This is a genomic window from Bradyrhizobium sp. SHOUNA76 (genome assembly GCF_023006445.1).
Classification (GTDB): Bacteria; Pseudomonadota; Alphaproteobacteria; order Rhizobiales; family Xanthobacteraceae; genus Bradyrhizobium.
Map to the genome: position 1 here is coordinate 1 of NZ_JALBHA010000163.1, position 11,873 is coordinate 11,873.

Annotated in this window: 13 protein-coding genes and 1 pseudogene; 5 read left to right on the top strand and 9 right to left on the bottom strand. The window is 65.3% G+C overall.

The window, feature by feature from the left end; translation table 11 throughout:
* Window positions 1–64: 64 nt before the first annotated feature.
* Together MOV74_RS18340 and MOV74_RS18345 are read right to left on the bottom strand one after the other, a co-directional pair.
* Entirely contained in the window at window positions 65–406 is a 342-nt protein-coding gene (locus tag MOV74_RS18340; RefSeq protein ID WP_246925236.1) for a hypothetical protein, read from the bottom strand.
* 108 nt (window positions 407–514) lie between these two features.
* Window positions 515–970 (bottom strand): Hsp20 family protein, encoded by a 456-nt coding sequence (locus tag MOV74_RS18345; RefSeq protein WP_246925238.1) that lies wholly within the window; start codon window positions 968–970, stop codon window positions 515–517.
* A gap of 328 nt (window positions 971–1,298) precedes the next feature.
* Here MOV74_RS18345 and MOV74_RS18350 point away from each other — a divergent pair, with 328 nt between their 5' ends.
* A complete protein-coding gene (locus MOV74_RS18350) occupies window positions 1,299–1,523 on the top strand; it encodes a DUF4349 domain-containing protein (protein WP_246925241.1) in 225 nt (74 codons plus the stop codon).
* Window positions 1,520–1,699 carry a hypothetical protein gene (locus MOV74_RS18355; RefSeq protein ID WP_246925243.1) on the top strand — a complete coding sequence of 60 codons (180 nt, stop codon included), beginning with the start codon at window positions 1,520–1,522 and terminating at the stop codon, window positions 1,697–1,699. Before MOV74_RS18350 ends, MOV74_RS18355 begins: the two co-directional genes overlap by 4 nt.
* Before the next feature lie 4 nt (window positions 1,700–1,703).
* Here MOV74_RS18355 and MOV74_RS18360 read toward each other — a convergent pair whose 3' ends face one another.
* Entirely contained in the window at window positions 1,704–2,591 is an 888-nt protein-coding gene (locus MOV74_RS18360) for a hypothetical protein (protein WP_246925245.1), read from the bottom strand.
* A gap of 165 nt (window positions 2,592–2,756) precedes the next feature.
* On the opposite strand from MOV74_RS18360, the gene MOV74_RS18365 reads away from it, so the two are divergent.
* Entirely contained in the window at window positions 2,757–3,944 is a 1,188-nt protein-coding gene (locus MOV74_RS18365; protein WP_246925247.1) for a CaiB/BaiF CoA-transferase family protein, read from the top strand.
* Here MOV74_RS18365 and MOV74_RS18370 read toward each other — a convergent pair.
* On the bottom strand, window positions 3,941–4,663 hold the full coding sequence (locus MOV74_RS18370; RefSeq protein ID WP_246925249.1) for a DUF72 domain-containing protein: 723 nt from the start codon (window positions 4,661–4,663) through the stop codon (window positions 3,941–3,943). The two genes, MOV74_RS18365 and MOV74_RS18370, sit on opposite strands and share 4 nt — an antisense overlap.
* Before the next feature lie 166 nt (window positions 4,664–4,829).
* Here MOV74_RS18370 and MOV74_RS18375 point away from each other — a divergent pair, with 166 nt between their 5' ends.
* Window positions 4,830–4,970 carry a hypothetical protein gene (locus MOV74_RS18375; RefSeq protein ID WP_246925251.1) on the top strand — a complete coding sequence of 47 codons (141 nt, stop codon included), beginning with the start codon at window positions 4,830–4,832 and terminating at the stop codon, window positions 4,968–4,970.
* Between the two features lie 174 nt (window positions 4,971–5,144).
* On the opposite strand, the gene MOV74_RS18380 is transcribed toward MOV74_RS18375, so the two are convergent.
* The 3 genes from MOV74_RS18380 to MOV74_RS18390 form a co-directional block, all read right to left on the bottom strand.
* Window positions 5,145–6,293: an amidohydrolase gene (locus MOV74_RS18380; protein WP_246925253.1), complete on the bottom strand. Its 1,149-nt coding sequence runs from the start codon at window positions 6,291–6,293 to the stop codon at window positions 5,145–5,147.
* A gap of 190 nt (window positions 6,294–6,483) precedes the next feature.
* A complete protein-coding gene (locus MOV74_RS18385; RefSeq protein WP_246925255.1) occupies window positions 6,484–7,572 on the bottom strand; it encodes a mandelate racemase/muconate lactonizing enzyme family protein in 1,089 nt (362 codons plus the stop codon).
* A gap of 127 nt (window positions 7,573–7,699) precedes the next feature.
* Window positions 7,700–8,893, bottom strand: coding sequence for a M20/M25/M40 family metallo-hydrolase (locus MOV74_RS18390; RefSeq protein WP_246925257.1), 1,194 nt, complete (start codon window positions 8,891–8,893; stop codon window positions 7,700–7,702).
* Window positions 8,894–9,209: 316 nt separating this feature from the next.
* Between MOV74_RS18390 and MOV74_RS18395 the strand changes: the two genes are divergently transcribed.
* Window positions 9,210–10,055, top strand: coding sequence for an outer membrane protein (locus tag MOV74_RS18395; protein WP_246925260.1), 846 nt, complete (start codon window positions 9,210–9,212; stop codon window positions 10,053–10,055).
* A gap of 54 nt (window positions 10,056–10,109) precedes the next feature.
* On the opposite strand, the gene MOV74_RS18400 is transcribed toward MOV74_RS18395, so the two are convergent.
* Window positions 10,110–11,363: an MFS transporter gene (locus MOV74_RS18400; protein WP_246925262.1), complete on the bottom strand. Its 1,254-nt coding sequence runs from the start codon at window positions 11,361–11,363 to the stop codon at window positions 10,110–10,112.
* Between the two features lie 197 nt (window positions 11,364–11,560).
* Window positions 11,561–11,873, bottom strand: a pseudogene (locus MOV74_RS18405) (hypothetical protein); the annotation flags it as partial.

Here is an 11,873-nt window from a genome sequence, read left to right on the forward strand (position 1 = left end):
TGGGTGGCGCCAAGCCATGACTCTGGGGTGCCGTTTGTCGAAGCAAACAAGAAGACGCCAAAACTCACCCCCGGGCGGTCTCCGGACCCGGGGTGGCGGCGCCCCAGGCCCGCCGCAGCCGCATCGGGACGCCGCCGCGGGGCGGCGGGTCATCGTCGTCGTCATCGAGCTTGCGCAGCGCGGCGAGGATGTCTGCAAGCCGGATCGGGTGATCCATGCCCGGAATTTCGCGTAGCGCCGGGTGGGATTCGACGGCGTACATGTCCGAGGCCCACGACGACAATATGATCCGCTTCTCCGCTGTCGAGAGCTTGCCGTCGTCGAGGACGGCGTTCGGCGATGCATAATGCGCGGCGGGATGAAACAGCGAGCCGAGACCGCCCGTGGTCGCATTGGCGTTGGTCATCTCTGGTCTCCCTCTACACTCCTTTCGAAGGGATGGTTTGATCGGCGGACGGCGAGGGGATCGCCGTCCGCCGCGGTGGTCGGGGCACGGCGACCGCGCCCGGCGCGATCAGGCAGCCTTCCTCTGCTCGATCTGCGGTGACGCAGCCCCCGCGATCTGGATCCGGCGCGGCTTCATGGCTTCCGGAATCTCGCGCAGGAGGTCGATGACCAGGAGACCGTCCTGGAAAGCCGCCTGCTTCACCTGGACGTAGTCCGCGAGATTGAACACGCGGCGGAACGGACGCGCCGCGATGCCCTGATAGAGATATTCGCGGGTGGCGCTGTCGGGCTTCCGGCCCTCGATGGTGAGCGCGTTCTGTTCGGCGGTCACGCTGATGTCGTTGACGCCGAAGCCCGCCACGGCCAGCGTGATCCGGTATTGGTCTTCGCCGGAGCGCTCGATGTTGTAGGGCGGATAATTGTCCTCACCCGCCTGGCGCAGCGTGCTGTCGACGAGGTCGGCCAGATGATCGAAGCCGATGGTGGAGCGCCACAGCGGCGCGAAGTCAAAGGTGGTCCTCATACCAAGTCCTCCAAAGAGCAAGATGGTTACGAAGGAGCGCAAGACAGGGGATCGGAAACGGGTCCGAAGACCCCGGCCCGGCGCCCGCGCCGGACCCGATTGGGCATCCGGCGCACCGCTCTCGCGGCGAAAAACGAATTAGAGCGGCGCAAGGACCTTGCAAGAGGGGGTGCGAGATTTTTTTTCGAGAGGCCGCCGGCGCCGACGGGGGCGGCGAAACAGCGTCTTGACAGGACAACGCGCCTGAATATTTTTTTGCGCCGGAAGATTTTTCTTCCTGCACCGCAAAATCGAAAAGGACCTTGAAAGACCGTCAGGAGTGACGACGATGCTCGATCAGGATATCGCCCGCATCCGCGCGCACCGCAACAATTTGTCTCGTTATCGACGCTTGCTGAAGACCAGGCTGTCGGACATCGAGCGCCGGTTTATCGAACGACGCCTCGCCGAGGAGCAGACCGCGCTCGAGGCTCTTACCGGCGATGCCTTCCCGGCTGCATTCAGCCTTCCGAACATGCCATCGGTGTCCACTGCTGCGGGAGCGGAACGATGAGTGACGTCCGCAACCTCCTCATCAGCGGCAGCGAGAAGGTGATCGGGCACTATCGCATGTTGCTGGCCAGTGCCAGAAGCGAGAGCGAACGCGAACTCTATCGCGCCCGGATCGAGCGCGAGCAGCGCCTGCTCGATTCGCTCCAGCACGGCTTGGTGGATCGATCGGCGGCATGAGGAACTAGCCCTCGTACTGGTCCGGTCCCATCGCCCAGAGCGATTGGTCGTGGCCGTACGCGTAGTTCCGGTTATTGAGCGTCGGATTGCGATTGACCATCGGCCGCATGAACATGGGATGGGTGGCGCTGCGCACCTCGTGTTCCACCGTGAACAGAGGCTTGCCGCTGTCGAGGTTGACGATGTCGCAGAACCGGTACTGGTATTGATTGTCCTCGCGGGAGATCAGCTTGCGCGCCAGGAGCTTTCGGTACGGGCCGGAGAAATCGGTGATGTACATCTGTACGTGATGCCCGTCATAGTCGCCCTGCGACCGATCGGTCTCGCGGAACAACAGATGCTGGTTGCGGCCCGTCTTCACGGCGGCGACCGTGCCGTCGCCATTCCACAACTCCGATGGCATGCCCATGATCTCGGGGTAGAAGGCGCAGATGCCGCGCGCCGATCCCATGGGCACGTCGAACTCGACATAGGGAATGCCGAGCGCGATACGCCCGAAGCGAGCGGCGTCGGGCTCGTAGCAGCGCAGGCGATTGCCCCACGGACAAATCGCCTCGATATGGTCGTTGCGCTCGGCGAAGGCGAAGGCCGTGCCCTCGAGTTTCTTCGCGACCGACGCAAGCCGCGCCAGCATCGCCTCGCGGCCCGCGATGACCAGCCCGATATGGCCGCGCAGCACCTGCGCCCTGCCGCTCGGCAGGTGAAACTGGCTCCGCCCGGCGTTGATCCACATATTGGTGTCCGACACCATCAGATAGGGATCGCGGGTGAGCCCGAGCCCTGCGACGTAGAACAGGGTGGCGAGGCGCTGATCCGGAACCTGGATGTTGACGTGTTCGAAATGGATGGCATTGCCGAGATCTTCTGCGGATCGGTCGAATTGTTGCGGCATGGATGGCGCTCTGGCTGGGGGATGGACAGGTGCATATTAGAGCAGAATTTCCGCCCGCCGAAACGGGGCACCGATGAAATGTCGAGAGCAGCGCACGATGGCCGTTGCCACCTTGCCGTGGCAGCCGTTCCCTGTAATCTCTCCAAAAATTCAGGGAAGGGATCGATGGGAGGAGTTCTGGAGGGCGTGCGCGTCCTCGATTTCGGGCGCTACATTGCGGGCCCCTATTGCGCGACCTTGCTGGCCGAGTTCGGTGCCGAGGTCATCCGCGTCGAGAAGCGCGAGGGCAGCGAGGATCGCTTCGTGGCGCCGGTCGGGGAGGGCGGCGAAGGCGCGCTGTTCCTCCAGGTCAACCGCAACAAGAAATGCGTCACGCTCGATCCGATGAAGCCGGAAGGGCAGGAGGTGATGCGCCGCCTGGTTGCGACCGCGGACGTCGTCGTCGCCAATCTGCCGCCGCAGACCCTGCGCGCGATGAAGCTCGATTACGAGTCCTTGAAGGCGATCAAGCCCGACATCATCCTGACGACAGCGACCGCATTCGGCGGACCGGGGCCGTGGTCCGATCGTGTCGGTTTCGACGGTGTCGGGCAGGTCATGTCGGGTTCGGTCTACATGACGGGCACCGGGGATCCGCCGTACCGCGCCGCGGTGAACTGGGTCGATTTCGGCACTGCGCTGCATTGCGCGTTCGGCACGCTCGCCGCGCTGATTGAGCGCGGCAGATCCGGGCGCGGGCAGGTCGTCGAGGGCGCGCTGCTCGCAACCGCTCTGTCCTTCACCAATGCGACGCTGATCGAGCAGGCGGTGATCAACGTCAACCGCGTCCCGACGGGCAATCTCGGCCAGACCGCAGCGCCCGCCGACATCTATCGCACCAGGGACGGCTGGGTGCTGTGCCAGGTCACCGGACATCCGCTGTTCAAGCGGTGGGCGAGGCTGATGGGGGAGGAGGAGCTGTGGCTGAACGATCCGCGCTTTGCCGACGATATCAGCCGCGGCAACCACGGCCCCGTCATCAGCGAGCGGATGGCGCGCTGGTGCGCCGAGCGCACCACGCAGGAAGCCGTCGATGCGCTCGGCAAGGCGATGATTCCGACCGGGCCCGTGCTCTCACCGCAACAGGCGCTGGATCATCCGCACATCCGCGCCGTCGGCTTCATGCAGGACGTCGACTATCCCGGCTTGCCGAAACCCGCGCCGGTGACGCGTGCTGCGGTCCGGCTGTCGGAAACGCCGGGTGAAATCGCGAGCCGTCCGCCGACGCTCGGCGAGCACACCGATCTCGTCCTCGCCGAGCTCGGCTATGATGCGGCCGCGATCGCGGCGCTTCGGCAGGGCGGTGTCATCTAGAGCAATTGCTTCAACGCCTGCGCGTCGGCTGGCGCCGCGCTCTTCTGGTCGTTGTCGAAATAGACATAGACGTCGCAGCCCTGCCGCTTCCAGGACTTGATGCGCTTGGCCCATTGCGCCAGCGCGGCCTTGGTATAGTGCCCGTGATAGCGCCCGCTTGGCCCGTGTCCGCGCACATAGACGAAATCCGCGGTGCGCTTCCATGGCGCCGGCGCGTCGTGATGGTCGGACAGGCAGAGCGAGATGTTCTCGTCCGCCAGCATTCGCAGGATGCGCGGCTGGTACCAGCTCGGATGACGGAATTCGAAACTGTAGCGCCGTTTCCGCGACAACAGCTTGAAGAAGGACGCGAGCCGGTCGGCGTTCGCCTCGAATTGCGGCGGCAGCTGGAACAGGATGGGACCGGCCTTGCCGCCGAGCCGTGAGATGCGGTCCTCCAGCAGCTCGAGGCTGTTGACGGAGCGCTCCGACAGGCGCTTCCAGTGCGTGATGAATTTGGACGCCTTCCAGGCGAAGACGAAGTCGCCGCCGGTCTGCTCGCGCCAGCCTTTTACCGCGTCCGGCGTCGGCGTGCGGTAGAACACGCCGTTCAGCTCCGTGGTGTCGAACTGTCCGGCGTAATAGCGCAGCTGTTCCTTCAGCGTCACGCCCTCGGGAAAGAACGGCCCGCGCCAGGAATCATAGTGCCAGCCGGAGGTGCCGATCAGAACGCGCGCCATGTTTCACGTGCCATCCGTTGCCATTTGCCGGAAGGAACGTCCGTGCCGCCGATACGTTGCTCGTGAGCTTGATCAACGCAGGACCGGAACCGATGTACGCGCTGTTCGAAGGCAACAAGCAGATCGGCGATCCCTTTCCCACCGAGAAAGAGTGTGGGAGGCCGCCTTGATCGAGGGGCTGGTGACCGACGTTCCCGTGGCCGACGAGGAGGGCGGCCAGCTTTTCCCGGAGGGATATCACGTCGCGCGCCTCGAGGAGGCTTTCGAGCCCCGGCGGGGCTGGAAATTGCCGCGCGAGATTTCGTGAAATTCCTTCACCTCTTCCGCTTGCGGAAGAGGTCGCGCCTATGGCGCGGGTGAGGGCTTTCTCCTCTTGGGGATTGTCCCATTGCGAAAACACCCTCTCCCCAACCCTCTCCCGCAAGCGGGAGAGGGAGTGCAGCTCCCTCGTTGCAGCGACTGCGCCTCATGTTGTCGTGCTTCAGTTCGAGGCCAGCGCCGCCTTGGCCACTTCGGCCATCCAGCTCGATGCCACCGGCAGGATCGCGTCGTTGAAATCGTAGCGCGGGCCGTGCAGCTCGGCGCCGTCGCGCAGTTCGCCGTTGCCGATCCAGACGAAGGCGCCCGGCCGCTGCTGCAGATAATGGGCAAAATCCTCGCCAGCCATGCTGGGCGCGAGGTCACGCCGCAGCTCGGCCCGCACCTTCTCCGCGGCGATGCGTGCCAAGCCAGCTTCATCAGGCGTGTTGATCACGACGCCGACGCCCATGACGATCTCGGGCGTGACCTTGACGCCAAAGGTCGTCGCGATCCCGGCGCAGGTGCGCTCGATCCCGTCGAGGATGACGCCCTTGACCGCCTCGCGGTGGTACCGCAGCGTGCCGCGGATGGTCACGCGTCCGGCGATCTGGTTCGGCGCGGTGCCGCCTTCGATCGTGCAGAGCGACAGCACCGCGGTGTCGAGCGGATCGACGCTGCGGGAGGTGATCGCTTGCAGCGCGACGATCAGATGGCCGGCTGCCATCACCGGGTCGCGCGTCAGATGCGGCATGCCGGCGTGGCCTGCATGGCCATCGATGGTGATGGTGATGCGCCCGCCGGAGGCCATGACGACGCCGTCATGCACGGCGATGGTGCCGGCGGCAAGGCCCGGCCAATTGTGAAAGCCGAATACCCGTTCCATCGGAAAGCGGTCGAACAGCCCGGCCGCGACCATCGCGCGCGAGCCGCCAAAGCCTTCCTCGGCCGGCTGGAAGATGAAATCGACCGTTCCGCTCCAGTCGGTGTCGGTGGCGAGCAGCGCGGCGGCGCCGAGCAGCGAGGCGGTGTGTCCGTCATGGCCGCAGGCATGCATCACGCCTGATGTGCTGGAGGCGTAGGCAAGTCCGGTATCCTCGGTGATCGGCAGCGCGTCCATGTCGGCGCGCAAGCCGACGCGGCTCTGCGCATGCCCGCGCGTCAAGGTCGCGACGATGCCGTGGCCGCCGATCCCCGCCTGGAAGGGAATGCCGAGCTCGGTGAGCTTGTCCTGCACGAAGGCAGCGGTTTCTTTCTCCTGGAGAGAGAGCTCCGGATGGGCATGCAGATGCCGGCGCCATTCGGTCAGTTTCTGGTGCAGCTCGGGTGTCAAGGCAGGGTCTCTCGCAAGATGTCGGTTGCCGTCACCATAGCGGATTATCAGCGGCACACATCAAGCGCCTTGGAATGGCTCGCGTGCAGCAAAGCTCACGGTACTGCTGGGGCAGACCGGCCGCGCCACGCGCTCCGCTTCACCTCTCCCGCGAGCGGGAGAGGGGGCGCACCCCCAGCTACGGATCGCCCTACCCCGCCAGCTTCGCAAGTCCCGCCCAATCAAAACTGATCCCGTGCCCGGGGCGGTCCGGCGCCAGCGCCATGCCGTCCTGAAGCGCCAGCGGATGCTCGATGTACTTGTCCAGCCCGAAGCCGTGCGCCTCCAGATAGGAGCGGTTCGGGCAGGCCGCGAGCAGATGCACGGTGATGTCGTGCGCGCCGTGGCTGGTGACGGGCAGGTTGAAGGCTTCCGCCAGCCGCGCGATCTTCATGAAGGCGCTGACGCCGCCGCAATTGGTGACGTCGGGCTCGGGATAGGACACCGCGCCACTGGCGATGTAGTTCTTGAACTCCCACAGCGAGCGCAAATTCTCGCCCGCCGCGATCGGCACACCGCCCTCCTGCATGATGCGCGCGTGGCCTGCGACGTCGTCAGGGATGATCGGCTCCTCGAGCCAGGTGAGGTCATAGGATGCGAACGCGCGAGCCGCGCGGATCGCCTCCTCGACGGTCCATTTCATGTTGGCATCCGCCATCAGCGGAAAGCCGTCGCCGAGATGCTGTCGCATCGCGGAGACCTTCGCGACGTCGGCTTTCAAGTCGGGCCGGCCGACCTTCATCTTGATGGCGCGAAATCCCTTGGCGAGGTTGCCGTCGGTCTGCTTGAGCAGCGCATCGACGGAGAGATCGAGGTCGATGCCGCCGGCATAGCACGGCACGTGCGCGTCGAACCCTCCGAGCAGCCGGAACAGCGGCAAGCCCGCGCGCCGCGCCTTCAAATCCCACAGCGCGATGTCGAGCGCGGAGAGCGCCAGCACCACCGGCCCGCCGCGGCCGCCATAATGCAGCGCCCACCAGACATGATGCCAGATCGCTTCGGTGTCGTCGGCCTCGCGGCCCTCGATCAGCCCCGGAATTTCGCGCTTGAGAATGTCCGCGACGGCGCCGCCATTGCGGCCGACCGTGTAGGTGTAGCCAACACCTTCGGCGCCATCGGCATCACGGATGCGGCAGGTGATCAGCTCGAACGCTGCGATCTCACCATGCGTGGAGTCGGACAGCGTGACGGGGAGGGGGATCCGGTAGAGGGCGGATTCGATATTCGCGATGTGCGGCATGTTCCTCTCCCGATTTTTATTTTTGTTTGTAGGATGGGTAGAGCGCAGCGAAACCCATCATCTTCATCTTCGCAAGCAGCGATAGGTTTCGCTAACGCTCTACCCATCCTACAAGCTACTTCTATGCTCACCGCATCGTCGCAAGCTGCACCGCCAGCGCACACGCCCGATCGTATTCGTCGAGATTGATCCATTCGTCGATCGTATGCGCCTCGTTCTGGCCGGCGCCGAAGGTCACGGTCGGAATGCCGTGACGGACCATCCAATTGGCATCCAGGCCGCCATTGGCGGTGCGGACATTCGGAGTGCCGCCGACTGCGGATACGGCCTCGACCGCGCGCTTGATGACGGGCTGGCTGTCCTTCATGCGGAACGGATAATAGTCGGTCTCGGCCTTGAACTTGACCTTGCCGGACTTGCCTTGCGCGTTCGTCACCTTCTTGGCCGCCTTTTCGAACGCGGCTTTGTAGGCCTTGGTGATCTCCTTGAAGAATTTTCCGTCATGGCTGCGGCTTTCGCCGCGCACATGCACGTAGTCGGTGACGACGTTGGTGGCATCGCCCGCGGGACGGCCCTCGCCGCCGGTGACGGGGCCGACATTGCTGGTGCCTTGCTGCTTGCCCTTCACCACCTTGCCGAACCAGCCGCCGGCTTTCACGTCCGCGAGTGCGAGGGCCATGATCATGGTCGAGGAGATGCCGCGCTCCGGCGCGACGCCGGCGTGCGAGGCGCGGCCGAAGATCTCCACAGTCCAGCGGTCGGCGCCGACCGCGCCGATGATGACGTTGGAGGCCGAGCCGCCGTCATAGTTGAAGGCCATCACGGGCGAGCCGAGCTCGTCCAGCTTGACGTGGCGCGCGCCATAGAGCCCGCTCTCCTCGCGCACGCAGAACAACAGCGTGATCGGCGGATGATCGAGCTTCTGCTTGGCGAGCTCGGCCGCCAGCGTCACCAGCACGCCGCAGCCGCAGCGATTGTCACCGCCGAGCGCGGTCTTGGCTTCGTTGACGATCTTGCGTCCGGATTTCTTCGGCTTGGCACCGGCGCAGAGCGGCACGGTGTCCATGTGGGTCATGAACATGATCCGCGGCTGGTTGTGCAGCGTGCCGCGGCCGGGCAGGTCGACGATGAGGTTGCCGGTCTCGGTCGGCACCGGAATGCGGCTGTTGGCATCGTCGAGCCGGATCGCCTTTGCCGGCACGCCGCTCTCCTTCAGCGCAGCCATCAGCTCGCGCCCGATCGCCGCCTCCTGTCCGGTCACGCCCTCGACGGCGAGGAAGCGCATGAGGCGGTCGGTGGCGGCTTTGGTGTCGACAGGCATGAATTCATTCCCTTGATGCACGATGCTTGTCAGCATCCCATGTCAGCATCTCTTGCAGCACGCCGTTGTGCAAGGCGGCCTCGACGCATGAAGTCCAGCGCTGCGTTGCCAGGCGCGCATGGTCACGGAAGCCACCGGCTTCTGTGCCGCAAGAGCGAAGCGATCGCGCATAATGTGTTCGGATGTTGCTGTCCGGTGACAGCTTCGACCGCGATTCGCCACTAGCTTAAGGTGTTTTCTGGCGCCGCGGCACGCCGACATCTGCCGAGATATATTGGGGACGATGATGCGGATCGCGGCCATTGCGGGAAGTGCCTTGTTGTTCGGTGTCGTGGCGGCGAATGCTGCGGATATGGCGGTCAAGGCGAGACCTGCGCCGGTCGCCGCGCAGATCTTCAACTGGACCGGGTTCTATGTCGGGGCCAATGTCGGCGGCGCCTGGACACCCGGCAGCGGCAGCAGCGATGGTGGAACGCTGTTTCCTGCGTTCGGCGTGCTGCCGCCGGTCGCAGCTGTTCTGACCATTGTTCCTGGGCAGACCGGCACCATTGCCGGTGACGGCCGCCGAAGCGGGGTCATCGGCGGCGGCCAGATCGGCTACAATTGGCAGGTCCAGCAGTTCGTCCTCGGCGTGGAAGCCGACGCGGTTGGGACGGGATTGAACGGCAGCAGCGGGAGCGCTTCGCGCACCTTCGGCGCCCCGACCTTTGCACCGCCGGTGACGCAGACGGTGACCATCGATTTCGGTCATATCGACTGGATGGCTACGTTCCGCGGTCGCGCCGGCGTCACGGTGGACCGGGCGCTGTTCTACGTCACCGGTGGCGCCGCCATCGCCGAGATCGGCGGTTCCAGGACCACCGTGGTCAACGGCCCCGGCATTAGCCTGCCCGGGAGCACATTCACGGCGGCGAACGGAGGCTCGACGACGCGCTGGGGCTGGACAGTCGGCGGTGGTATCGAATGGGCGTTCAATCCGAACTGGAGCCTTGCAGGCGAGTATCGCTACACCGACTTCGGCAGCCGCAGCGTGGCCTACACCATTCCCGACGGATTCGGCGGGGTATTCGCGACGGGGACAGCGAGCTCGCGGCTCACCGTCGAGCAAGCGACCCTCAGGGTCAATTATCGCTTCGGCGGACCTGTGGTCGCGAGGTACTGATCTCGGGCTTCTTGATGGGTCCGGGAGCATGCAAGGATGGCGTGAGCGGACGGCTCACCCGGTTCTTCCGGCCGGCGACGTATAGGCGAGGAAGACCAGCACGCCGATCGCCAGCATCGCGGCCATGAACAGCAGCACGGCCGGCAGCCCGGCGAGCGCCGCCACCGCGCCGGTCACCGATTGCATCAAGGCCGCGCCGAGAAAGAAGGCGAGGTTCACGGCCGCGAGCGCCTTGCCCGTCGTCTGCGCGTCGACCAGCTGCCGCGACATGCCGAACAGCAGCGGCTGGGCCGACGTCGCAAGACCAATGAGCACCAACAGCACAAGGTCGTATTGCGGCGGCATCACCGGCACGCCGAACAGCGCGGAGACCGCATAATGCGGCGCCCCGAGCGCCATCAACGCCAGCAGCAGCGCTCCGACCATGTGCGAGCCTGCCACCAGATCGCGGCGGCGGCCGAGCCGGCGGTCGATCATGCCGATAAGAAGCGGACCTATGATCATCGCAAGCGTGAACGCGCCGAGCTGGTTGCCGGCCTCGACCCGCGACAATCCCTTCACTTGCATCAGCCACGGTCCGCCCCACAGGCCGCGCAGCACCAGCGAAGTCGCCAGCGACACCAGGGCCAGCGCGATCAGGCCGCGCAAGGGACGCGAGAGACCGAGCCTGAGCACCTCGATCATCTGCGACAGCGGCGAGGACTCGTCCTTGTGTTCGGCCGCCTGCTTCGGCACTAGCGCGAACACGGCGAGCGTGACCGCAACTCCGCCGAGAGCGGACATCCAGAACCCGGCGCGCCAACCCCAATTGTCAACCACGAAGGCGAGCGGGCTCGACGACAGCAGCATGCCGATATTGCCGATCGAGAGGATCGCGCCCGACCACAGCCCGAACCGCGCCGCCGACAATTGCTTGGCTGCCAGCGTCATCGGGCACATCAGCATGCCCGAGGTGGAAACCCCCAGCATGAACTGCCCGACCGCGAAGCTCGCAGGGCCGGTCGCAAATCCCGACGCGACCGCGCCGAACACGGTCCCCGCGAGCAGGCTCAGCGACACCGGTCGCACGCCAAACCGGTCCATCGCCGCCCCAACGGGGATCTGCGCCGCCGCGAAGGCGAAAGGATAGATCGAGGTGAGGCTCGCCAGCGTCTGCGGCTCAAGTTGGAAATCCGCGGCCATGAGATCGAGGCTGACCGCGGGAATGGTGCGGAGCAGAGTCGAGAGCATGTGACCGCACGCCAACGCGACGAGCGCAAGGATCAGCGCGCGGGTGGCGGTGCCCGCGTCGTCGGCAGCAGTCTCCATGGGTATCCCGTCCCGGCAACTTTCGTGTCGCGTTACACGATCGGAGCGACGGTGCCAAGGCGGAGTAATGGCATGGCGACATCTGTTCTCGGCGGGATCAGTTCATGCCGCGGGACCGCGGAACAGCCGTTTGCCTGGGCGGCTCCTGACACGGCCAGCATGCCAGGAGCATGGCTTGCACCTTCTGCAGGCGCAGATCACGCAATCCGCGGATTGACCACCACATAGCCCCGCAACGAACGTGCGTGAATGCGGGTTGCCCGGCCTCCTGAATTACCGTCATACGCCATCCAGACATCGCCTGAGATATGTTGCTCGAGGACGAAGACATGACCATGTCGCGCGGCGACCATTCCCGGCGCCGGCGACGTCCGCGGAAAGCGCAGCCAGTTGGCCGCCAGATTCAATCCCGGCACGATGCGGCCGAACACGCGTAGCGATGCTGCGCAACCGCAGAAGGAGTGTGGGCAACCGGAAGGGCGGCCGCCGACGATCCGGCCCGCGCCTTCC

Excerpts from the sequence above, each read along its gene's own strand:
- MOV74_RS18340 (WP_246925236.1), bottom strand. The coding sequence starts at position 406 with ATGACCAACGCCAATGCGACCACGGGCGGTCTCGGCTCGCTGTTTCAT.
- MOV74_RS18345 (WP_246925238.1), bottom strand. The coding sequence starts at position 970 with ATGAGGACCACCTTTGACTTCGCGCCGCTGTGGCGCTCCACCATCGGC.
- MOV74_RS18350 (WP_246925241.1), top strand. The coding sequence starts at position 1,299 with ATGCTCGATCAGGATATCGCCCGCATCCGCGCGCACCGCAACAATTTG.
- MOV74_RS18355 (WP_246925243.1), top strand. The coding sequence starts at position 1,520 with ATGAGTGACGTCCGCAACCTCCTCATCAGCGGCAGCGAGAAGGTGATC.
- MOV74_RS18360 (WP_246925245.1), bottom strand. The coding sequence starts at position 2,591 with ATGCCGCAACAATTCGACCGATCCGCAGAAGATCTCGGCAATGCCATC.
- MOV74_RS18365 (WP_246925247.1), top strand. The coding sequence starts at position 2,757 with ATGGGAGGAGTTCTGGAGGGCGTGCGCGTCCTCGATTTCGGGCGCTAC.
- MOV74_RS18370 (WP_246925249.1), bottom strand. The coding sequence starts at position 4,663 with ATGGCGCGCGTTCTGATCGGCACCTCCGGCTGGCACTATGATTCCTGG.
- MOV74_RS18385 (WP_246925255.1), bottom strand. The coding sequence starts at position 7,572 with ATGCCGCACATCGCGAATATCGAATCCGCCCTCTACCGGATCCCCCTC.
- MOV74_RS18390 (WP_246925257.1), bottom strand. The coding sequence starts at position 8,893 with ATGCCTGTCGACACCAAAGCCGCCACCGACCGCCTCATGCGCTTCCTC.
- MOV74_RS18400 (WP_246925262.1), bottom strand. The coding sequence starts at position 11,363 with ATGGAGACTGCTGCCGACGACGCGGGCACCGCCACCCGCGCGCTGATC.